Source organism: Caballeronia sp. KNU42, from assembly GCF_053760385.1.
The window spans coordinates 3,549,890-3,573,799 of sequence record NZ_CM132388.1 but is presented as its reverse complement, the minus strand read 5'-3'; the positions used below and the strand labels follow the sequence as shown (position 1 = coordinate 3,573,799).

The window sequence follows — 23,910 nt, the reverse complement described above, 5'->3', positions numbered from 1 at the left end:
CTGGCTGGTCCGATTTTTTCGGTGGGAGCACACAAGCAAGCCGAAGTAATTAGGACAATTCTCGTATTTCTTTGGTGTCGACACGGTCAGAATCGCCGCTCCCGGGTCGATGTTTACGCTATCGGCCCTTCCGCGGGCTGGGCGCGCATGGAATGACGCGCGATCAGGAATCCTTATCGATTCTCATCGAAACAGGTAAATATATGACTACAATTCTTCAAACCCCATCTAAAACAGTCATTACATCGGTTGGGCTTGCGGTTGACGGAGGCATTGCCAACAGCACACGCCCGGTCATCACGGGCACGGCGGATGCGGGCACAATCGTCGATATTTACGACGGCGTACGCATGATTGGTACGGCAGTTGTTGCGGCAAACGGAACATGGTCGTTCACACCGCCAGCCGACCTCAAGGCAGGCAAGCACGCGTTCGCCGCGATTTCGGTTAACAGCGACGGCGAATTCGGTCCGTCTTCCACGCCAGTGTCGGTCACGGTGCCGAGCGGTACGCCGGTCACGCCTGCGACGCCGGTAGTCAGCGGCATGACGGACGACGCGGGCCACGTGCTCTCCAATCCAACCAATGACCCGCATCCGAAAATGAACGGCACAGGCGCACCGGGCGACACGATCACCATGTACGACGGTGTGACGCCGGTTGGCACCGCGATCATCGACGGCACGGGACATTGGGTGGTGATGCCGAACAAGGACCTGGCCTCCGGTCCGCACGACTTTTACGTGATCGAAACCAGCCCGGCGGGTGTTCCGAGTGTTCCGTCGGGGCACTATCCGGTAGTGATTGATGCCAGTGTTCCCGTCCCACCCGTCATCACCAGCGCGACAGATTCGGTCGGTCCGGTGCAAGGCCAGATTCCCGCTGGGGGCACGACCGACGACACCCGTCCGGCATTTGCGGGCACGGGCGCGAAAGGAGACATCGTCAAGTTGTATGACGGCAACACGCTGATTGGTTCAGCGATGGTGGATTCGAACGGCACATGGTCGATCAAGCCGGTCAGCGCGTTGGCGAACGGCATTCACGATGTCTACGCCACGGACACAAACACGGCCGGCACAACCAGCGGACAATCCACGCATTTCAAATTCATCGTGGACACCAGCACGCCGGCTAGGCCGCCAAGTCCGACTCTAACCGACGACAACGGCGCGACAATTCCGGCAGGCGGCACGACCACCGACGCCCACCCGCACATCAACGGTACCGGCACGGCGGGCGACACCATCAAGGTGTACGACGGCAGCACGATGATCGGTTCGACCATCATTGGCAGCGACGGCAAATGGTCGTTCACACCGTCGCAGGACCTGGGACCCGGTGTGCATGACATCCGCGTAACCGAGACGAATGCGGCAGGCACGCCGAGCCTGGCGTCCGACCCCGTTCATGTGACGGTTAATATCAGCGCGCCGGCGACACCGGTCATTTATCTGACCGACGACAACGGCGCCATCATTCCCGCGAACAGCACGACGAGCGACAATCATCCGCACATCAACGGTACGGGCACTGCAGGCAACATCATCATGGTGCTCGACAGCGCCAAGCTGATCGGTTCGACTACGGTCGGTGCAAATGGCCAGTGGACGTTCACCCCGTCGAGCTTGAACGACGGCTTGCATGGCCTCCAGGCATATGCAGTGAACGCGGCAGGGATGTTCAGCAACTTTTCCAATGGAATTGTAGTGACGGTTGCCACGAGCGCACCGGCAACGCCTGTCATCTACCTGACCGACGACAATGGCGCCATCATTCCCGCGAACAGCACGACAGCCGATAATCATCCGCATATCAACGGAACAGGCGCCGCGGGCACTACCATCATGGTGCTCGACAGCGCCAAGGTAATCGGTTCGACTACGGTCGGTACGAATGGCCAATGGACGTTCACGCCATCGAACTTGAGCGACGGACTGCACGGCCTTCAGGCAGTTGCGGTGAACGCGGCTGGTACGTTCAGCAACTTTTCCAATGGAATCGTCGTGACGGTCAATACTAGCGTGCCAGCGACGCCTGCCACGCCAACTTTGACAGACGACAGCGGTACGACAATCCCGGCTGGCAGCACGACGAGCGATAATCATCCGCACATCAACGGCACGGGCACGACAGGCGACATCATCACGGTGTATGACGGCAGCACGGTGCTGGGCTCGACCACAATCGGCCCGAACGGTAAATGGACGTTCACGCCGGCGAACATGTCGGTTGGCCCGCACAGCATCAACGTGACGGAAACGAACGCGGCAGGTACGTCGAGCGCACATTCGGGCAGCATCGGCTTCACATACTCGAACGTGGCGCCCTCGCCGGTGATTACATCGGTGGTCGATGCAGTCGGTCCGGTGCAAGGTAACGTTCCGTCGGGCGGCACGACCGACGATACGCGTCCGACCATCTCGGGTACCGGCATTCCGGGCGACACCTTGTACATCTACCTGGCGAATTCGAGTAACTACAACGGCCAGCCGTACGGTGCAGGCGATACCGTTGTCGACGCCAACGGCCACTGGTCCATCAGGCTGAACAAAGACATGCCATCGGGCCTGAACACAATCACCGCGACACAGTTTGCACCGGGCACGGCGCAAAGCGCGGCATCGACGGCTTGGGTGTTGACGGTTGACACGAGCACGCCGGCCACGCCTGCCACGCCAACCCTGACCAACGACAGTGGTGCGGCGATTCCCGCAGGCTCGACGACGAACGACGGCCATCCGCATATCAACGGCACGGGCAAAGCAGGGGACATAATAAAGGTCTACGACAACGGTTATCTGATTGGCTCGACAACCATTGGTGGGGACGGCAAGTGGTCGTTCACGCCGTCGACCGACTTGTCCGGCGGGTCGCATAGCTTGAATGTCATTGAAGTGAACCCGTCAGGAATTTCGAGCGCGGCGTCGAGTGCCGTCAACATTGTGATCAGCACGGTCGCGTTCGCGCCCGCGATTGTCTCCGTGGCAGGAGCGGTGGGCCCTATGACCGGCAACGTAGCACCGGGCGCCATGACCACCGATGGCCAACCGACCGTCACAGGCACGGGCCACGCGGGTGACATCATCAAGCTCTACGACGGCAGTACGCTGTTAGGTTCGACTACAGTCGCCACGAATGGAACCTGGTCCTTCAAGCCGTCTGCAATGCTGGCGAACGGCAACCACAATTTGACTGCTACCGACACCAACGGTGCGGGACAAACAAGCAGTGCATCTGCGGTTTTCGGCTTCGCGACGCAGTACGTTGTGATTACCGGCGCCAAGGATTCCAGAGGAAACGCTATTGCAAAAGGCGGCTCATGCAGCGGACCGGTGACGTTCACGGCGTATGTCGACCCATCGTTTAATGGCTCCCTTGTGGGTGTGTACCTTACCGGTGGCGGGTTTAAAGGCGAAAATATGCTAGGCGCCGATCGCCCTGTCGTCACAAATGGCCTGATCACTTTTACTTTGACAAAGGATTTCTGGAGTGGGCATGGCTTTACCTCTACGTCCGGAAACTTCACTATCGACTTTGCGGTCAATCAGCCAGGGGCGGCGCACCTGTATGCCAGTACATCCTCGGCCCCTTCGGTTGATTGGACTGTTTACGCGAATCTGTCAGGGGTCAGCGCCACCATGCAAGTCATGGCGTCTGACGTTGCTGTTCCAGATCACGGTGATGCGAGCGCGCTTGCCTCGCCGCAACCGGAGCACCACACCGTTGTCAGCCAACACGACGCATTCGTTGGCAAAGCCGCTAACGGCAACGAGACAGTAGACATGAACGCCGATCCTTCAACGTACTTCAAGGAAGCCACAGCACATATTGAAGGTGCGAAGGGCGGTACGATCGACACGCTGCATTTGACGGGCGACCATCAAGTACTGGATCTGACCTCGCTGACGGGTAAAACTGCAGCAGCGAAGATCTCGGGCATTGAAGTGGTGGATCTTGGTGGCCAGCACAATACGCTGAAATTGTCGCTCATCGACGTCCTCAATCTCGGCGAAACGGACTTGTTCCAGAAGGACGGCAAGCAGCAGATGATGGTTCAGGGCAAGGACGGCGACGCGGTGGACGTGTCGAATACGCATATTGCCAATGTGGCTGACGGTGACTGGGAGGCGCACGGCACGGCGGTGGTTGCCGGCGTGACGTACAACGTCTACGAACATACGGGCGCACATACGGAACTGCTGGTTCAGCAAGGCGTGCAGTTCGTCGTGCACTAAGCGTTGAACGTCGGCTTTTTGCTTGCTTGGCGAAGCCGACTGAATAGCAGCAAAGCAACGGCCGTTCTGAGTTTTTCGAACGGCCGTTGCTTTTGTATCGCACCAACCGGCGGAGACGACGTGTCAGTCACATTAGGGCTCACCAGCCCTAGATGGCGTTGCTTACGCCAGTCCAAAACCCGGTGCGCACTGACTCCATAAGCACGCGACCGAAGCAACTGAACGTCCTTTGCTACCGTCTTTAAACATATGGCGCGTTTCGTCAACGACCGAATGTCAATTTTTTTCGCTCCACACGCGCTTCGGCCAACCCCTCCTCTGTGTTCATGAGTTTCTTGTTTAGACAGTGCCATTTGTACGCGGCAAAAGCATGAGGGAATTGACAGCTTGCGTCTGGACTGGACGCGCCGGTCGGTCACAACTCGCGGGATGACTTCTACCTCCAGAGCCGCCCTTTGAACGACGCACACAAAAAAGCCGTTGCGGGATCATGCCTGCAACGGCTTTGTGCTTCGCCTGGTTTCAGGACAGCTGGTTCCTGTTACGAACCAGCTGTCCTGTTTTTCGACTTTGCTCAGTTAATGCACTACGACCTGCACGCCTTGCTGAACCAGCAATTCGGTATGCGCACCCGAATGCTCGTAGACGTTATACGAGACGCCACCCACCACGGCGGTGGCTTCCTGCTGCCACTGACCATCGGCCACGCCCGCAATGTGCGCGTTCGACAGATCCACCGTGTCGCCATCCGACCCGTTGATCATCATCTGCTGCTTACCGTCCTTTACGAACAAGTCCGGTTCGCCCAGATTCAGCACATCGGTCAGCGACAGCTTCACGCTGTTTTCATGGCCGCCCAAGTCGATGACCTCGATGCCCGAGATCTTTGCCGCCGCCGTCTTGCCAGTCAGCGATGTCAGATCGAGCACTTGATGATCGCCTGCCAGATGCAGGGTGTTAACCACCGGTGCAATGCCCGCTGCGTCTACCGGATGAACCGTGCTGCCCTGAATGTGAGCCATCGTTTCCTTGAAGTAGGAGCCCGGATCCATGTTCAGGTCCACCGTGTCGTGTCCGGATGTACCGGTGAAGGCCTGGTGATCGCCAACTGCGACGTGTTGCGGTTGTTCAGACGGCTCCTGATTCGACGTTACAGGCGCAACCTTATTGGAATCCGTTTGCGTTGGATCCGCTACGACTGACGCCGCGTCGGCCTCGTTGGCCGCGACGTTTCGCGTGGCTTGGACAGGGACAACGGGTGGTGTTGTGCCATTTGAAAAGGAATTGCTGTTAACATTCGTATCATAAGTCACGGTGCCACCTGAATTAACTATGAACGGAAATAAACCATCCTGCGTCTGTCCGTTCAGTACTTGCTTCGTGGTAAACGCATGGGTTCCATTGGATAATTTATTCAACATGACGAACCAACTACAGAGACCATTACCAAGGGGAGTATTTAACGGTGTACCGTTCGCTGGTATAACTTTTGTGTCGATTAACCGGCCGTTATCGTAAGTGTATACAGTCGCACCGGGCCGGCCAACCACCTCAAGATATGACTGTCCAAAAGGTCCGGTGACTCCTGAATAGAATCTATACCCCGTAGTATACACATCTCCCCTCGGATTTATCCCCTGGCAATCAATCAGTAGGACCCCTGAAATGTTGGTAACGACAGGAGCCTCAGTAAAACCATACCCCGACGAATACGCGCCGTTTCCTGCGCTATTCTCCACGCGCGCGGTATACGTGTGGTTTCCAGCTCCCACACCAGAATCGTTGAACGTCCAGCTTGTTCCGCTCATGGTCGCGTTGCCGACTTTATTGCCGTCACGATAGACTACCAACGTCTCGCCGCTCTGCAATGTCGAACTCACCGAGCCATGAACTACTGGTGCAGTATCCGACGTCGTGGCGCCCGCCGGAATATTCGCGCCCGACGAGTGATCATTCAGACTTGTGATCTGCACGGTTTCCGTGGGGATCACGGGGCCCGCGGCAATCTCATTGAAGGTGAAGTGATTGGACGTCGGGCCGTTCCCCGCGCTGCTTTCCACCCGCGCTTCGTAGAAGTGGCTGCCCACAACCAGACCCGAGTCCTGATACGTCCAGCCCGTACCTGACACTGTTGCATTGCCCACCTTCACGCCGTCGCGATAAATCACCACCGTCTCTCCAGCCAGCAAGCCAGAAGACAGCGTGCCTTGAACCCCAGGCGAGGTGTCCTTGGTCGAGCCGCCCGAAGGAACGTTGCCAGCCCCCGTATGATCGATCAGGTTCGTGATCACGACCGTCTCCGTAGGGGCCGGGAGGGTCGCGCTACCCTCGCTGAACGAGAAACGGCTAGACATCGGGCCGCTTCCGACGCTGTTTGTCACTCGCGCTTCGTAGTAGTGGCTGCCTTGCCCTACGCCAGAGTCCTGGAACAACCAGCCCGAAGTCGACACCGTCGCGACCCCAACGTAGCTGCCGTCCCTGTACACCGAGACCTTCTCGCCGTCCAGCAAGCTAGAAGACAGCGTGCCCCAAAGTCCAGGCGACGTGTCCTTGGTCGAGCCGCCCGAATAAACGGCGCCGCCCGTCAAATGATCGATCAGATACGATATCGATAGCGTCTCCGTGGGAGTCACGGGAACCGAGCCGGCCTCGGTGAAGTTGAACGTACTGGACGTCGCCACCACAATGCTGGTGGTCTCCACCCTCGCGTTGTAGTAGTGGCTTCCCGCACCCACGCCAGAATCCCGGAGCGTCCAGCTCGTACCCGATACCGTCGCCTGACCGAGCCTATTGCCGTCCCGATAAACAACCACCGTCTCTCCCGCTTGCAAGCCGGTAGCCAGTGTGCCCTGAACTGTAGGCGATTTGTCCGAGGTCGAGCCGCCCGAATATACGTTGCTGCCACTCGTATGGTCGACCAGGTTCGTGATCACGATCGGATCCGTGGGGACGGCGATCTCGCTGAAGGTGAAATGATTCGACGTCGGGCCGTATCCCGCGCTGCTTTCCACCCGCGCTTCGTAGTAATGGCTACCCACAGCCAGGCCCGAATCCTGGAACGTCCAGCCCGTACCTGACACTGTTGCAGTGCCCACCTTCACATTGTCCCGATAAATCACCACCGTCTCTCCCGCCAGCAAGCCAGAAGACAGCGTGCCTTGAACCCCAGGCGACGTGTCCTTGGTCGAGCCGCCTGAAGGAACGTTGCCGCCTGCCGCATGGTCGATCAGGTTCGTGATTACGACCGTCTCCGTGGGGGCCACGGGGGCTGGGGCGATCTCGTTGAAGGTGAAGTGATTGGACGTCGGACCGTATCCCGCGCCGCTCTCCACCCGCGCTTCGTAGAAATGGCTACCCACAGCCAGGCCCGCGTCCTGGAACGTCCAGCTCGTACCTGACACTGTCGCATTGCCCACCTTCACGCCGTCGCGATAAATCACCACCGTCTCTCCCGCCAGCAAGCCAGAAGAGAGCGTGCCTTGAACCCCAGGCGACGTGTCCTTGGTCGAGCCGCCCGAAGGAACGTTGCCGCCCCCCGCATGGTCGATCAGGTTCGTGATCACGACCGTCTCCGTGGGGGCCACGGGGGCTGGGGCGATCTCGTTGAAGGTGAAGTGATTGGACGTCGGACCGTATCCCGCGCTGCTTTCCACTCGCGCTTCGTAGTAGTGGCTACCCACAGCCAGGCCCGAGTCCTGGAACGTCCAGCCCGTACCTGACACCGTCGCATTGCCCACCTTCACGCCGTCGCGATAAATCACCACCGTCTCTCCCGCCAGCAAGCCAGAAGACAGCGTGCCCTGAACCCCAGGCGAGGTGTCCTTGGTCGAGCCGCCCGAAGGAACGTTGCCGCCCCCCGTATGGTCGATCAGGTTCGTGATCACGACCGTCTCCGTGGGGGCGGTGACTACAGCATAGGTAAACGAAACGCTGGCCGAATGCGCGCTTTGTGTGCCCGCCAGGTTCGTCTCCGTCACGTTGATGCTGTGCGAGCCCTTCGAGAGATCCGACGACGGCGTGAACGTCCATTGACCATTCGAGCCTACCGTGGTCGAGCCCAGCACGGTGCTGCCGTCATACACTGTGATGATGTCGCCCGCCTTGCCTGTGCCGCTGATGTGCGGATGGCCCTCGTTGGTCGTGCTGCCCGCCGGAATGGTCGCGCCGTTGTCATCCGTCAGTAAAGGTGCGGCAGGTGTAGCCGGCGTGGTGGTGTCGACCGTGAAGCTCCATACGGGCGACCAACCGGACACAAGTTTCCCCATCGCAACGACAGAATGTGCGCCATTGGACAAATTCGTGGCTGACTGAAACGTCCACTGCCCCAATGCATTCACGACGACCGATCCGAGAAAATTGTTCCAGTTGTCTCCCACCGTCACCACATCGCCCGGCACGCCCGTGCCGTGGAACACCGGACGCGGATCGTCCGTTACGCCACCTTGCGCGATGTTGCCCTGGATCGGCCCGACCGAATCGACTATCGACGTGATCACGGGAAGCGCCAGCGACGGATTGACCGAGAAGGCAGTCGACGCGGAATGCGCGCTCGACGTGCCCGCCGCATTCGTTTCCGTCACATTGATGCTGTGCGAGCCCGCCGACAGGTCCGTCGTTGGCGTGAACGTCCAGGTGCCGTTTCCTGCTACCTTGACCGAACCGAGCAACGTACTGCCGTCGTACACCTTGATGATGTCGCCCGCTACGCCCGTGCCGTTGATGTGCGGATGTGCATCGTAGGTCGCGCTTCCCGCGGGAATCGCGTTGGCGTTGTCGTCCGTCAGGCTCGGTGCGGCGGGCGTGGCCGGCGTGCCGGCGGCGATCACCACGCTGATTGCGCCCGACGCCGCGCTCGGCGTGCCTGCTGCGTTCACGTCCACCACCGTGATGCTGTGCGTGCCGTTGGACAGGTCCGTGCTCGGCGTGAATGACCACTTGCCGTCGCCACCCACCGTGGTCGAGCCGATTTCGGTGCCGTTGTCGTACACCTTGATGACATCGCCCGCAACGCCTGTGCCGTTGATGTGCGGATGAGCGTCGGCCGTCGTGCTGCCAGCCGGAATCGCCGCACCGCTGTCGTCCGTCAGGGTCGGCGCAGCTGGCGTGGTTGGCGCGTTGGTGATGATATTGATCGACCAGGCGTTCGACGATCCGCTTTGCGCCAGTCCGTTGCCGATCTGGGTAGCCGTCATGACGTGCGTACCGTCCGACATTGCCGGTGAAGCTTTAATGGACCAGTGACCGGTGGCGTCGACTACGGTGCTGCCGCATGCCGTGCCGTTCTGGTAGATAGTGACCGTGTCACCGATCACGCCCGTGCCGCTGATCGTGGGCTGGTTGCCGTTGGTCGCGCTGCCGGACGGGATTGTCACGAGGTCGGCGGAAGTCCCCACTGTATCGAGTACGTTGGTGATAACCGGTGCAGGCGTGGTATTCGGGACGATCTGAATATTCACTACGTTAGACGACGCGCCAACGTTGCCGTGGCTGTCCTGGGGAATCGCCGCGAAGTTATGCGTTCCGGCCTTCAGCGCGACGGTGGGCGTGAACGACCAGTTGCCATCTGCGCCCGCGAGTGCCGTACCGAGAAGCCGGATGCCGTCATAAACACTGACGATGTCCCCGGCGTCCGCTGTACCTTTGATGACCGGCGTAGTGCTGGTGGTCGAGCCACCGCTCACCGCCAAGCCAACAGACGAAATAACGGCCGCGGATGGCGGTAATGTCTGGAGTGCCATGTTTTTCCCTTTTTGTGTAGTGAAATGAGAGGAGCCAGCGTTGAACCAATTGATGCGAGACAAACCGACCGCCCCGAAAGACAAGTAGGGCAACTGAGTACCCGTGAGTTTCCGGCGCGTCGTCGCGCGATCTTGACGATTACGGCGAGGAGTACCTACACGAAAATTCCTAAATGCAGCCCGCCGCAGGGATAATCCGCAGGGCAACCGCACTGAAGGTTAAATTTCTATTCATTCAGCAGTCGAGCGGTTTTAACAGCAGAATCGAAGTGCCGGACTCGCGGAAAGACTTGCACCTCCAGGATCGTGCCCGGCAAGGCGCACCAATAAAAAAAGCCGTTGCGGGGGCATTCCCGCAACGGCTTTGTGCTTCGGTTGGTTTCATGACCGCCGATTCCTGTTGCGAATCAGCAGCCCTGTTTGAAACTTTGCTTAGTTATGCAATGCGACCTGCACGCCTTGCTGAACCAGCAATTCGGTATGCGCACCCGAATGCTCGTAGACGTTGTACGTCGCACCGCCAACCACTGCCGTGCCGTGCACCGCCCATTCGCCGTCAGCCAGACCGGCGATATGCGTGTTCGACAAGTCCACCGTGTCGCCTTCCTTTCCCTGAACCATCATCTGCTGCTTGCCGTCCTTCTGGAACAGGTCGGTTTCGCCCAGATTGAGCACGTCCGTCAGGGACAGCTTCAGCGCGTTGTGCTGACCACCCAGATCCACCGCTTCAATACCTGAAATCTTTGCCGCTGCGGTTTGACCCGTCAGCGAACTCAGATCCAGCACTTGGTGACCGCCCGACAAGTGCAAGGTGTCGATGGCGCTACCACCCGCACCCTGAATATGCGCGGTGCTTTCCTTGAAGTAGGAAGCCGGGTCCGCGTTCAAGTCCACCGTCTCATTGCCATTGGCAAGCTTACCCACGAACGCGTCGTGCTCGCCGACAACCGTATGGTGATTGGTTTGCGTCGCGGATTGATTCGCATCACCAACCAACGCCGCTTGCGATGAGTCGTTAGCGTGGACAGCCGGGTCGAAGGTCGCGAAAACCTTACCCACCGCAATTGCAATGGCGCTCGACGATGAACTCGTCCCGCTTGGAGCGATCTCGGTTATCGAGATACTGTGCGACCCGCTAGCCAGATCGCTCGACGGCTTGAAGGTCCAATGGCCGCTGGAATCGACCGTGGTCGACCCAATGAGCGTTGATCCGTCGTACACCTTGATCACGTTGCTAGGCGCACCTTTACCGCTGATGTTTGGATGCGCATCGGTCGTCGTGGTGCTTGCCGGAATCGCCGCGCCGTTGTCGTCAGTCAAGGTCGGTACGGCAGGCGTCACCGGCACGGTGGTGTCGACCGTGAAATTCCATACGCCCGACCAAGTGCCCGCAAGTTTCCCCAAGGCAATGACAGAATGTATGCCGTTGGACAGATTCGCGGCTGGCTGCAACGTCCACTGACCTGATGCATTGACCACTACCGATCCGAGGGTTGCGTACCAGCCGTCTGCGATCGTCACCACATCACCCGGCACGCCCGTGCCATGAAACACCGGACGCGGATCGTCCGTTACGCCGTCATGCGCGATGTTCCCTTGAATCGGCCCGACCGAGTCAGCTATCGACGTGATCGCGGGGAAAATCAACGATGGATCAACCGAGAACGCAGTCGACGCAGAATGCGCGCTCGAGGTTCCCGCCGCATTCGTTTCCGTCACGTTGATGCTGTGCGAACCCGCTGGCAGATTCACCGGCGTGAATGTCCATTGGCCATTCGAGCCGATCGTGGTCGAGCCCAGCAACGCGCTGCCGTCGTACACCTTGATGATGTCGCCCGCTACGCCCGTGCCGTTGATGTGCGGATGTGCGTCGTAAGTCGTGCTGCCTGTAGGAATCGTGTTGGAGTTGTCGTCCGTCAAAGTTGGGGCGGCGGGCGTTGCCGGCGTGCCCGTCATGATCACCACACTGGTTGCGGCCGACGCCGCGCTCGACGTGCCAGCCAGATTCACGTCTACCACCGTGATCCGGTGTGCGCCATCGGACAGGTCCGCGGACGGCGTGAACGACCACTTGCCGTCGCTACCCACCGTGACCGAGCCGATTGCCGTGCCGTTGTCGTAGACCTTGATGAGATCGCCCGCTTTGCCCGTGCCGTTGATGTGCGGATGCGCATCGGCTGTCGCGCTGCCCGCCCAGATCATCGCGCCGTTGTCGTTCGTCAGGGTCGGTGCGGCAGGCGTCGCCGGCGTGCTGGTGTCAACCGTGAAGTTCCAGCCGGCGTTCCAGCCGGAGACGAGCTTCCCTACCGCAACAATCGTGTGTGACTTGTCGGCGAGATTCGTGGCTGACTGAAACGCCCATCGCCCCGAGGCATTGACGACTGCCGATCCGAGAGCATTGGTATAGTTGTCCCATACCGTCACCACGTCGCCCGGCAGGCCCGTGCCATAAAACACCGGACGCGGATCGTCCGATACGCCGCCTTGCGCGATGTTCCCTTGAATCGGCCCGACCGAGTCGAAGACTGACGTAATCGCGGGAATACCCATCGATGAATCGACGGAGAAGGTAGCAGACGCAGAATGCGCGCTCGACGTGCCCGCAGCATTCGTTTCCGTCACGTTGATGCTGTGCGAACCCGCTGGCAGATTCACCGGCGTGAATGTCCATTGGCCATTCGAGCCGATCGTGGTCGAGCCCAGCAACGCGCTGCCGTCGTACACCTTGATGATGTCGCCCGCTACGCCCGTGCCGTTGATGTGCGGATGTGCGTCGTAAGTCGTGCTGCCTGTAGGAATCGTGTTGGAGTTGTCGTCCGTCAAAGTTGGGGCGGCGGGCGTTGCCGGCGTGCCCGTCATGATCACCACACTGGTTGCGGCCGACGCCGCGCTCGACGTGCCAGCCAGATTCACGTCTACCACCGTGATCCGGTGTGCACCATCGGACAGGTCCGCGGACGGCGTGAACGACCACTTGCCGTCGCTACCCACCGTGACCGAGCCGATTGCCGTACCGTTGTCGTAGACCTTGATGAGATCGCCCGCCTTGCCCGTGCCGTTGATGTGCGGATGCGCATCGGCTGTCGCGCTGCCCGCCCAGATCATCGCGCCGTTGTCGTTCGTCAGGGTCGGTGCGGCAGGCGTCGCGGGCGTGCTGGTGTCAACCGTAAAGTTCCATGCGACGGTCCAGCCAGGCACAAGCTTCCCCAGCGCAACAGCATAGTGTTCGCCGTTGGACAAATTCGTAGCGGGCTGAAACGCCCATCGCCCCGATGCATTGACCACCACCGAACCAAGAGGATTCGTCCAGTTGTCCCATACCGTCACCACGTCGCCCGGCACACCCGTGCCGTAAAACACCGGGCGCGAATCGTCCGATACGCCGCCTTGCGCGATGTTCCCTTGAATCGGCCCGACCGAGTCAACGGCTGACGTGATCGCGGGAATGGCCAACGACGGATCAACCGAGAAAGCGGTAGATGCAGAATGCGCGCTCGACGTGCCTGCGGCATTCGTTTCCGTCACGTTGATGCTGTGCGAACCCGCTGGCAGATTCGCCGGCGTGAACGTCCATTGGCCATTCGTGCCGACCGTGGTCGAGCCCAGCAACGTGCTGCCGTCGTACACTTTGATGATGTCGCCCGCTACGCCCGTGCCGTTGATATGCGGATGTGCATCGTAAGTCGTGCTGCCTGCGGCGATCGCGTTGGAGTGGTCGTCCGTCAGCGTCGGTGCGGCGGGCGCGGCCGGCGTCGTGGTATCGATCGTAATCGTCCACGTGTTCGATGACGCGCTTTGGTCTTGTCCGCTGGCAAATTGAGTTGCCGACATGGCGTGCACGCCGTTGCTCAAGGCGCCGGAAATCGTCACCGACCAATGACCTGTTGCATCCACGATCGCGCTACCGCAACTGCTGCCATTCTGAAAGATGTACACCGTGTTACCGGCCGTACCCGTGCCGCTCACCGTAGGATGCGAGTCGTCCGTTACGCCGTTGTTTGGAATCGTGCCCTGGACAGGACCGACCGCGTCCACCACGTTGGTGATCACAGGCGGCAACGCCAGGTTCGAATAGGTGAATCCGATGCTGCCCGAGTGCGCGCTCGCCGTACCCGCCGCGTTCGTTTCCGTCACGTTGATGGCGTGCGAGCCGACCGGCAGATTCCCCGGCGTGAACGTCCATTTACCATTTGTGCCGATCGTGGTCGAACCCAGCAACGTGCTGCCGTCGTACACCGTGATGATGTCGCCCGCCTTGCCCGTGCCGTTGATACGCGGATGGTTGTCGTTCGTCGTGGTGCCTGCCGGAATCGCCGCGCCGTTGTCGTCAGTCAAAGTTGGTGCGGCAGGCGTCGCCGGCGTGGTGGTGTCGACTGTGAAATTCCATACGCCCGACCAACTGCCCGCAAGTTTCCCTATGGCAACGACAGAATGGATGCCATTGGACAGATTCGCAGCTGGCTGAAACGTCCACTGCCCCGACGCATTGATCACCACCGATCCGAGGATTGTGTACCAGCCATCCCCTACCGTCACCACGTCGCCGGGTACGCCTGTGCCGTGAAACACCGGGCGCGGATCATCCGTTACGCCGCCTTGCGCGATGTTCCCTTGAATCGGCCCGACCGAGTCGGCTATCGACGTGATCGCGGGGAAAATCAACGACGGATCGACCGAGAAAGCAGTTGACACAGAATGCGCGCTCGACGTGCCCGCCGCGTTCGTTTCCGTCACGTTGATGCTGTGCGAACCCGCTGGCAGATTCGCCGGCGTGAACGTCCATTGGCCATTCGAGCCGATCGTGGTCGAACCCAGCACCGCGCTGCCGTCGTACACCTTGATGATGTCGCCTGCTACGCCCGTGCCGTTGATGTGCGGGTGCGCATCGTAAGTCGCGCTGCCTGCGTGAATCGCGTTGGAGTTGTCGTCCGTCAGGGTCGGCGCGGCGGGCGTCGCAGGCGTGCTCGCTGCAACCGTGACCGCCCACGCCGCCGATGCTGCACTTTGCGCCGCGCCCGGTGCAAACTGCGTCGCGGTGATCGTGTTGAGTCCGAGCGGCATGCCCGTGTTCAACCTGATAGACCAGTGGCCGCTGGCGTCTACAACCGTATCGCCCGCACCGTAAGTCTGGCCGCCGTAGTTGCTCGAATTTGCCAGGAACACATACACCGTGTCGCCCGGAATGCCCGTGCCGGAGATGGTCGGTCGCGCATCTTCGGTCGTGCCACCCGATGGAACATTGCCTTGCGCCGTACCGGCTGTTCCAATGACGCTTTCGATGACCGGCGGTGCCTGCACCACCGGAGCCACCACCGGAATGGATGCCGAAACTGGCGTGGACATTTGTCCGGACGCACCGGTGGCGTCAATCGCGAGAGCGGTGAACTGGTGCACACCGCTGCTCATGTTACTGGGCGGCGCGAACGTCCAGTTGCCGTACATCTCGGCGCCGGCAGTACCGATCAGGCGCACGCCATCGAAGATCTCGACACTGCTGTGGGGCTCCGCCGTACCCACGATCGCGGGCTTCGCGCTGTTCGCCGTGCCGCCAAAGATTGCCGTGCCGACCGACCTGATAGTCGCCTGGTTCGAGTTTTGTGCTTGATTCGCCATTTAGTTGATCCTGTCTGCTTGAAACACTGATGAAACGCTGGAGCGGCGATGCCCCTCGCCGCCCACGTCAAAGGCCGACGCGTGACGTCGCCCTTTGGAGGTAGATTTTGCGCGGCGCAGCAAAAATCACATACCAGAGCATTCCTAAATACATTGGCCAAAAAAGAGTGATCAGACGCAAAGGCTCAAGGGGGGGTCTGTGTGATGTTTATTAACAGCATCAAAGTGCCGTTTTGGACTCAGCGGATTGGACCGGCATGACTCGCGGGATGAGTTATGTCTGCAGGACAGCGCTCGCCCGACGCACGTAAAAAAACCGTTGCGGGATTGCTCCCGCAACGGCTTCGTGCTTTATCAGCTTTCAGAGCGCCCGTTTTTTGTTTCGAATCAACCGGCCGTTCTGTCTGAGACTTGGCTTAGTTATGCAATGCGATCTGCACGCCTTGTTGAACCAGCAACTCAGTGTGCGCGCCCGAATGCTCGTACACGTTGTACGTCACGCCGCCAACTACAGCGGTGCCTTCAGCTTGCCACTGACCGTCAGCCACGCCGGCAATGTGCGCATTCGACAAGTCCACGGTGTCGCCATTCGAACCGTTCACCATCACTTGCTGGTGTCCATCCTTCACGAACAGGTCCTGTTCGCCCAGGTTCAGCACGTCCGAGAGCGACAGCTTCAGGTGGTTCTCGTGACCGCCGAGGTCGATCACTTCAATACCCGAGATCTTCGCTGCCGCAGTCTTGCCCGTCAGCGAGGTCAGATCCAGCACTTGATGGTCGCCCGTCAGGTGCAGGGTGTTGACGGCAGGGGCCGTGCCTGCGGGTTCAGTTGGGTGCGCCGTGCTGCCTTGAATGTGCGCGGTCGATTCCTGGAAGTACGAGGTCGGATCCACGTTCAGGTCAAATGTGTCATGACCGCTTTTACCCGTGACGGCGTCATGGTCATTGACAGTGACATGAGCGAGTGGTGTTTCCGTAGCCGCTTGTTCCGCAACCGGAGTCAGCAGCGCGTCTTCGCCGGTATGCGTACCGTTGGCTACGTCATGACTGGCGTTCGGGTCGTACACCGCCTTCAACGCATTTGCTGCATAGCCAGACGGTAAAAGTGCTGGGTTCGTATCAGCGGTCACAGGCTGGGGCGCCGCAAGCAGTTGGGCAGCAGTCTCTATAGCGACCACATATGTGGTTGTCTCGCCCGCCAGCCTGCACGTGAAAACAAACACATTGGCGAGTCCACTTTTAAAGAGTGCATTGTCTACGCTTATGTCAACAAATCCGTTTTGCAATGATATGTCACGGACCAGAGTCGTTAAGTAATTCCCATTCGGATCATACACTTGACATGTCCACAAAACAGACTTGCCGTTAACGCTTGATGGAAAAAAGTAAGAACCGGCGATTTTTGAGTTATATAACATCAACCCGGTCGAGCTGGTACCCACAGCATACGACTTATACGCGGGCGCGGAAGAAGGACCAAACAGATTCGCTGGCGGCAAAATCGAGCTTGTTTGCGTATACGCAAAATTACCCGAATGCGCGCTTGACCCCGCCAGATTCGATTCGACCACGCTTATGCTATGCGCGCCGGTGGCAAGATCGGTAGACGGTGTAAATGTCCAGGTACCATTTGCACCAACCGTGGTCGACCCAATTGCGGTCTGACCGTCGTACACAGTGATGGTATCGCCGGCAGTTCCCGTTCCGCTGATGTGCGGATGACCGTCGGTCGTCGAGCTGCCCGCGGGAATTGCCCCCCCCATGTCGTCGGTCAAGGAAGGAATCGCTGGCGTACCAGGTATCGGCATGACAATAACGGTTGCGCTAGCCGAATGGTCGCTAGCCGTGCCCGCTGCATTCGTTTCCGTCACATTGAAGCTGTGCGTGCCGGCCGGCAGGTCCGTTGACGGTGTGAACGTCCACGTGCCGTTTGCGGCTACCACAGTTGAGCCCAGCAGCGTGCTGCCGTCGTACACCATGATCGTGTCGCCTACCGTGCCCGTGCCCGAGATATGCGGATGAGCGTCGGCCGTGACGCTGCCTGCGGGAATGGTATGGCCGTTGTCGTCCGTAAAGACGGGTGCGGCTGGCGTGGCAGGCTTGCTGGTGTTGATCACCACGTTGACCGCAGCCGAAGCCGCGCTCGACGTACCGGCCGCATTCACTTCTACCGCCGTGATGCTGTGGATGCCGTCAGCCAAATCCGTGGTAGGCGTGAACGACCACTTGCCGTCATCGCCCACCGTGGTCGAGCCGATCACCACGCCGTTGTCGTACACCTTGATGATGTCGCCAGCCGTGCCCGTGCCCGCGATGTGCGGATGCGCGTCATTCGTCGCGCCGCCAGCAGGAATGGTGACGCCGCTGTCGTTCGTCATGACCGGTGCGGACGGCGTAGCCGGCGTGCTGGTGTCGATCACCACGTGAATGGGATTGGACGCCGGGCTCGGCGTGCCCGCCGGGTTCGTCTCAATTACCGTGATGTCATGCGCGCCCGGGCCCAGGTCCGGCGACGGCGTGAACGACCACTTGCCGTCTCCGCCCACCGTGGTCGAACCGATTGGCACGCCATTGTCGTATACCGTGATGGTGTCGCCCGCCGTGCCATTGCCGTTGATGTGCGGATGCGGGTCGGCCGTGGTGCCACCGGCAGGAATCGCCTTGCCGCTGTCGTCCGTCATGGACGGGGTGCTCGGCGTAGACGGCGTGCTGGTGTTGATCACCACGCTGGTTGCATTCGAAGCCGCGCTCGGCGTACCCACCGCGTTCACTTCGACCACCGTGATGCTATGCGTGCCGTCGGCCAGGTTCGAAGCCGGCGTGTACGTCCATTTGCCGGTTCCGTCCACCGTGGTCGATCCGATCAGCGTGCCGTTGTCGTACACCTTGACAATGTCACCAGCGACTCCCGAGCCGTTGATGTGCGGATGTGCGTCTGCGGTCGCGCTGCCAGCCGGAATGGCTGCACCGAGGTCGTTCGTCAAGCTCGGCGCAGCTGGCGTAGCCGGTACGCTGGTGTTGATCACCACGTTGATGGGAGTTGAAGCCGCGCTCGGCGTACCGGCCGCGTTCACGTCCACCACGGTAATGCTGTGCGAACCGTTCGACAGGTCCGTGGCCGGCGTGAACGACCACTTGCCGTCACCGCCCACCGTGGTCGAACCGATCACCACGCCGTTGTCGTACACCTTGATGATGTCGCCAGCCGTGCCCGTGCCCGCAATGTGCGGATGCGGGTCGTTCGTTGCGCCGCCAGCCGGAATGGTAGCGCCGCTGTCGTTCGTCATGACCGGCGCGGACGGCGTAGCCGGCGTGCTGGTGTTGACCGTGATGCTGATTGGGTTCGAAGGCGCGCTCGACGTGCCCGCCGCGTTCACGTCAACCACCGTGATGCTGTGCGCGCCATCGGTGAGATCCGTGGTCGGCGTAAATGTCCACGTACCGTTTCCTGCCACCTTGGTCGAACCGATCAGGGTGCCGTTGTCGTACACCTTGATGATGTCGCCGGCAACGCCCGCGCCATTGATGTGCGGGTGCGCGTCTGCCGTCGTGCTGCCGGCCGGAATAGCCACGCTGCTGTCGTTCGTGAGGGTAGGCGTGGCCGGGGTGGCCGGCGTGCTGGAGTTGATCGTGACGCTGATCGGGCTCGAAGCTGCGCTCGGTGTGCCCGCTACGTTCACATCCACCACCGTGATGCTGTGCGTGCCGTTGGACAGGTCTGTCGACGGTGTAAACGTCCATTTGCCCGTTCCGTCCACCGTGGTCGAGCCAATCAGCGTGCCGTTGTCGTAAATCTTGATGATGTCACCGGCGGTGGCCGTACCGCTCATGTGCGGATGTCCGTCAACCGTCGTGCTGCCGGCCGGAATGGCTCCGCCGAGATCGTCCGTCAGGGTCGGCGCCGCGGGGGTTGCCGGAACGCTCGTGTTGACCGTGATGGTGGTCGGGAGCGAAGCCGGGCTCGGCGTACCCGCTGCGTTCACGTCTACCACCGTGATGCTGTGCGTGCCCACAGACAGGTCCGTGCTCGGTGAGAACGTCCACTTGCCGTTTCCGCCAACCGTGGTCGAACCGATTTCCGTGCCGTTGTCGTACACCTTGATGATGTCACCGGCAACACCCGTGCCGCCGATGTGCGGAACGGTGATGGCCGTGGTGCTGCCGGACGGAATGGTCACGCCGCTGTCGTTAGTCAGGATGGGGGCAGGAGGAGCCGCCGGCGTGCTGGAGTTGATGACCACGTTGATCGGGCTCGACGCCGCGCTCGGCGTACCCGCCGCGTTCACGTCAACCACCGTGATGCTGTGCGTGCCGTTGGACAAGTCCGTGGACGGCGTGAACGACCATTTGCCGTCTGCGCCTACCGTGGTCGAACCGATCACCACGCCATTGTCGTACACCTTGATGGTGTCGCCTGCCGTGCCCGTACCATTGATATGCGGGTGTGCGTCGGCCGTGGTGCTGCCAGCCGGAATTGAAACGCCGCTGTCGTTCGTCATGGTCGGCGCGGGAGGCGTAGCCGGCGTTGTGGAATTGATCACGACGTTGATGGGTGCCGAAGCCGCGCTCGGCGTACCGGCCGCGTTCACGTCCACTACAGTGATGCTGTGCGAACCGTTGGACAGGTCCGTGGCCGGCGTGAACGACCACTTGCCGTCACCGCCCACCGTGGTCGAACCGATCACCACGCCATTGTCGTACACCTTGATGATGTCGCCAGCCGTGCCCGTGCCCGCGATGTGCGGATGCGCGTCTGCTGTGGTGCTGCCAGCGGGAATTGCAACGCCGCTGTCGTTCGTCATGGTAGGTGCAGCGGGCGTAGCCGGCGTGCTCGTGTCGATCACGACATGAATGGGATCAGACGCCGGGCTCGGCGTACCCGCCGGGTTCGTTTCGACGACCACGATGTCATGCGCGCCCGGGCCCAGGTCCGGCGACGGCGTGAACGACCAATTGCCGTCTCCGCCAATGGTGGTCGAGCCAATTACCGTGCCGTTGTCGTACACCGTGATGGTGTCGCCCGGCGTGCCCTTGCCGTCGATGTGCGGATGCGGGTCGTTCGTGGTGCCGCCGGCAGGGATCGCCTTGCCATTGTCGTCCGTCATGGACGGGTTGCTCGGCGTAGCCGGCGTGGTGGTGTCGATAATGATCGACCAGGTATTCGACGACCCGCTTTGCGCCAGTCCGTTGCCAACCTGGGTTGCCTGCATTACATGCGCGCCGTTCGACAGTGCCGGTGAGACATTGATGGACCAATGACCGGTGGCGTCGACCACGGCGCTGCCGCATGCCGTGCCGTTCTGGTAAAGGGTGACTGTGTCGCCAATCACGCCCGTGCCGCTAACGGTGGGCTGGGCGCCATTGGATGCGCTGCCAGACGGAATGCTTACGAGATCGGAAGAAGTTCCCTTGGTATCGAGCACGTCGGTGATGACCGGTGCAGGCGTGGAATTCGGGGCAATCTGGATACCCACGACGTTCGACGACGCACCAAAGTTGCCGTGGCTGTCTTGTGGAATTGCCGCGAAGTTATGCGCGCCGGCCTTCAGCGCCACGGTGGGCGTCAACGTCCAGTTGCCATTTGCGTCGGCGAGCGCCGTGCCAATCAGCCGGACGCCGTCATACACGCTGACGATGTCACCAGCGTCTGCCGTACCTTTGATAACCGGCGTGGTGCTGGTGATCGAGCCGCCGCTGATAGCCGACCCGACAGACGAAATGACGGCTGCAGATGGCTGCATTGTTTGGAGTGCCATATTCTTACCTTTTAGTACAGTGAAATAAGAAGGGCCGACGTTGACCCACTTGACGCGAGACAAACTGACCGCCCAAAAAAGACGAGTCGGACAACCGGATAGCAAGGGGTTTCCAACGCGCGAATGGGCGATTCTGACTGCTTAGGCAAGGTGTACCTACAGGAATAGTCCTAAATGCAGCGTGCTGCAGGCGGCAATCCAACACCCTTGCCCCCTCTGCAATTTTTGAAAAAATAGTTTCAGAATATTCATCATCTAGGATGCTTGATATCTTGGTCGCGTTCGACGATATAGGAGCCGCGTGCAACGTTCCAGCACAACGCTGAAACGCTCAATTTCTCACCGTCATGATCGATTTGCGACAAGTCACTGGATTAATCTTTTTGAATTTTGGCATCCTGAATAAATACGGGCATGCAACGACGCAACCGCATACAAAGACGGCGTCATGACTTTCTAGTAGCAAACGAGTGGAATTGGACCGAAGCTGAAACAATCAGCAGTTGACTGCCTCACGCAGAGCAAACCGAAGCAAACGAAAATTCATTACTTCGGACACGGGAAGCAGGCTCAGCATTGCACTGAGCCTGTTTTGCTTCAGAATTGCCGCGCAGAGTTGCTTTGAAACACGACTAAAGCACACGCCCTCATAAATCAGGCACGCCCGTTTTTCATTTCATTGACGACCGTGTCCACGATCTTTTCAGGCGCCCACGCCACGTCCACCTCAATGGCCTCGTCGGGCCCCGGTTCTTCTAATGTATCGAGTTGGCTCTGCAACAACGCGGGGTCGAAGAAATGACCCTTACGGGTCTTGATGCGCTCTTTCAGTAACTCCGCCGACCCCTTCAAATAGACAAATGTCACGTCCTTGTCGCCATCGCGAAGAATATCCCGATAGACCCGCTTCAAAGCCGAGCATGCATACACGTGCGTTATGCCATCCGCCTGCTTCGCGACAATTGAAGCCCGGATGGCGTTCAGCCACGGCCAGCGATCATCGTCCGTCAGGGGAATGCCCTGATGCATCTTGTCCTTGTTGGCCTGGCTATGAAAACTGTCGGCATCGGCGAAATCGCACTTCAGCCGGTCGGCCAGCATCTCGCCTATCGTGGTTTTGCCACTTCCGGACACGCCCATCACGATCAATATCATCAGAATCTCCTTACACGACCGTCGCAAGCGCGAAGGTCAAGCCTAAACCCATGAGGGAAATGATCGTTTCGCAAAGCGACCACGTCTTGAATGTCTGACCTACGGTCATGCCGAAATACTCCTTGACGAGCCAGAAGCCTCCGTCGTTCACGTGCGAGAAAATCAACGATCCGCTACCCGTGGCAAGCACCAGCAATTCAGCGCTGACCGCGCCGTGCGACGCCGCCGCTATAGGCGCCACAATCCCGCATGCCGTGGTCATTGCAACGGTGGCCGAGCCCGTGGCCAGGCGGATCAGAGCCGCCACGAACCAGCCAAGCAGCAGCGGCGACAAATGGGCAGCCGACGCGCTCGCAATCAGTTGCTGCGATATCCCGCTTTCGCGCAGCACATTCCCAAAGCCGCCGCCGGCGCCCACGATCAACGTGATGCCCGCAATGGGCGCGAGGCAATCGCCGCAAAACTTCTGAATTTGTTCCCGATTGAAGCCACGCGAAGCGCCGAAGGTCCAGAAACTAAACAAAACGGCGATAAGCAATGCAACGTCTGCGTTGCCTACAAACTTCAACAAGCTATTCGGCAGCGACTTGGGCGTGAAAACCAGATCCGCCCAGCTTCCAATCAGCATGAGGATCACAGGGAGCAAGATGGTCAGCAACGTGATTCCGAATCCCGGCAACTCGCGCGCTTCGCTTTCCTTGCCCGAGTCGACAAACTGCGCCGCGAGCGGATTGTGTTCGGGCAGTTGGATGCGTTTGCTGATCAGCAGCGCAAACAGCGGACCCGCGACAACCGCGGTTGGAATGCCGATTATCAGCCCGTATGCAATCGTGCGACCGATGTCCGCGTGGTATGCCTGCACCGCAAGCATCGCGGCGGGGTGCGGAGGGATGAGTCCGTGCACGACCGACAGCCCGGCGACCATGGGCAATCCAATCAGCAGCAGCGACTTGTTGGTTCGTTTCGCGACGTTGAACGCTATTGGAATCAGCAGCACAAAGCCCACTTCGAAAAACACTGGCAAACCGACGATGATCGCCACGAACATCATTGCCCAGTGGATATGCTTTTCGCCAAACTTGTCTATCAGCGTGTTCGCGATTCGCTCGGCGCCGCCGGATTCGGCCATCATCTTGCCGAGCATGGTTCCCAGTCCGACCACGATTGCTATGTGACCAAGTGTGTTGCCGTTGCCGGTCTCGAATGCCTTGACGATGGTTTCCATCGGCATCCCGACCGCGAGGCCCAGCAACAGCGAAACGATGATCAGGACAAGGAACGGGTAGACCTTGAACCGTGTGATCATCAGGATCAGCAATGCAATGGCGATGACCGCGTACACCAGCAGCATGCTGCCGTGGACTGGCTCCATGAAACGCCTCCGGTTTGTTCTATGGATATGGTGCGCTG

The 23,910-nt window shown here is 59.9% G+C and carries 6 protein-coding genes; 1 reads left to right on the top strand and 5 read right to left on the bottom strand.

The window, feature by feature from the left end; all coding sequences use genetic code 11:
- Positions 1 to 203: 203 nt before the first annotated feature.
- Entirely contained in the window at positions 204 to 4,238 is a 4,035-nt protein-coding gene (locus tag ACSOSP_RS16010) for an Ig-like domain-containing protein (protein WP_455308198.1), read from the top strand.
- Positions 4,239 to 4,816: 578 nt separating this feature from the next.
- On the opposite strand, the gene ACSOSP_RS16005 is transcribed toward ACSOSP_RS16010, so the two are convergent.
- The 5 genes from ACSOSP_RS16005 to ACSOSP_RS15985 all read right to left on the bottom strand — a co-directional run bounded on the left by ACSOSP_RS16005 (position 4,817) and on the right by ACSOSP_RS15985 (position 23,872).
- Complete coding sequence (locus tag ACSOSP_RS16005; protein ID WP_455308196.1) at positions 4,817 to 9,976, bottom strand: Ig-like domain-containing protein; 5,160 nt, start codon at positions 9,974 to 9,976, stop codon at positions 4,817 to 4,819.
- A gap of 432 nt (positions 9,977 to 10,408) precedes the next feature.
- Complete coding sequence (locus ACSOSP_RS16000; RefSeq protein ID WP_455308194.1) at positions 10,409 to 15,589, bottom strand: Ig-like domain-containing protein; 5,181 nt, start codon at positions 15,587 to 15,589, stop codon at positions 10,409 to 10,411.
- A 416-nt stretch (positions 15,590 to 16,005) separates the two neighbouring features.
- Positions 16,006 to 21,345, bottom strand: coding sequence for an Ig-like domain-containing protein (locus ACSOSP_RS15995; protein WP_455308192.1), 5,340 nt, complete (start codon positions 21,343 to 21,345; stop codon positions 16,006 to 16,008).
- Between the two features lie 654 nt (positions 21,346 to 21,999).
- Positions 22,000 to 22,500, bottom strand: coding sequence for a gluconokinase (locus ACSOSP_RS15990; RefSeq protein ID WP_455308190.1), 501 nt, complete (start codon positions 22,498 to 22,500; stop codon positions 22,000 to 22,002).
- A 10-nt stretch (positions 22,501 to 22,510) separates the two neighbouring features.
- Positions 22,511 to 23,872 carry a GntP family permease gene (locus ACSOSP_RS15985; protein WP_455308188.1) on the bottom strand — a complete coding sequence of 454 codons (1,362 nt, stop codon included), beginning with the start codon at positions 23,870 to 23,872 and terminating at the stop codon, positions 22,511 to 22,513.
- Between the last annotated feature and the right edge of the window lie 38 nt (positions 23,873 to 23,910).

Excerpts from the sequence above, each read along its gene's own strand:
- ACSOSP_RS16000 (WP_455308194.1), bottom strand. The coding sequence starts at position 15,589 with ATGGCGAATCAAGCACAAAACTCGAACCAGGCGACTATCAGGTCGGTC.
- ACSOSP_RS15995 (WP_455308192.1), bottom strand. The coding sequence starts at position 21,345 with ATGGCACTCCAAACAATGCAGCCATCTGCAGCCGTCATTTCGTCTGTC.
- ACSOSP_RS16005 (WP_455308196.1), bottom strand. The coding sequence starts at position 9,976 with ATGGCACTCCAGACATTACCGCCATCCGCGGCCGTTATTTCGTCTGTT.
- ACSOSP_RS15990 (WP_455308190.1), bottom strand. The coding sequence starts at position 22,500 with ATGATATTGATCGTGATGGGCGTGTCCGGAAGTGGCAAAACCACGATA.
- ACSOSP_RS15985 (WP_455308188.1), bottom strand. The coding sequence starts at position 23,872 with ATGGAGCCAGTCCACGGCAGCATGCTGCTGGTGTACGCGGTCATCGCC.
- ACSOSP_RS16010 (WP_455308198.1), top strand. The coding sequence starts at position 204 with ATGACTACAATTCTTCAAACCCCATCTAAAACAGTCATTACATCGGTT.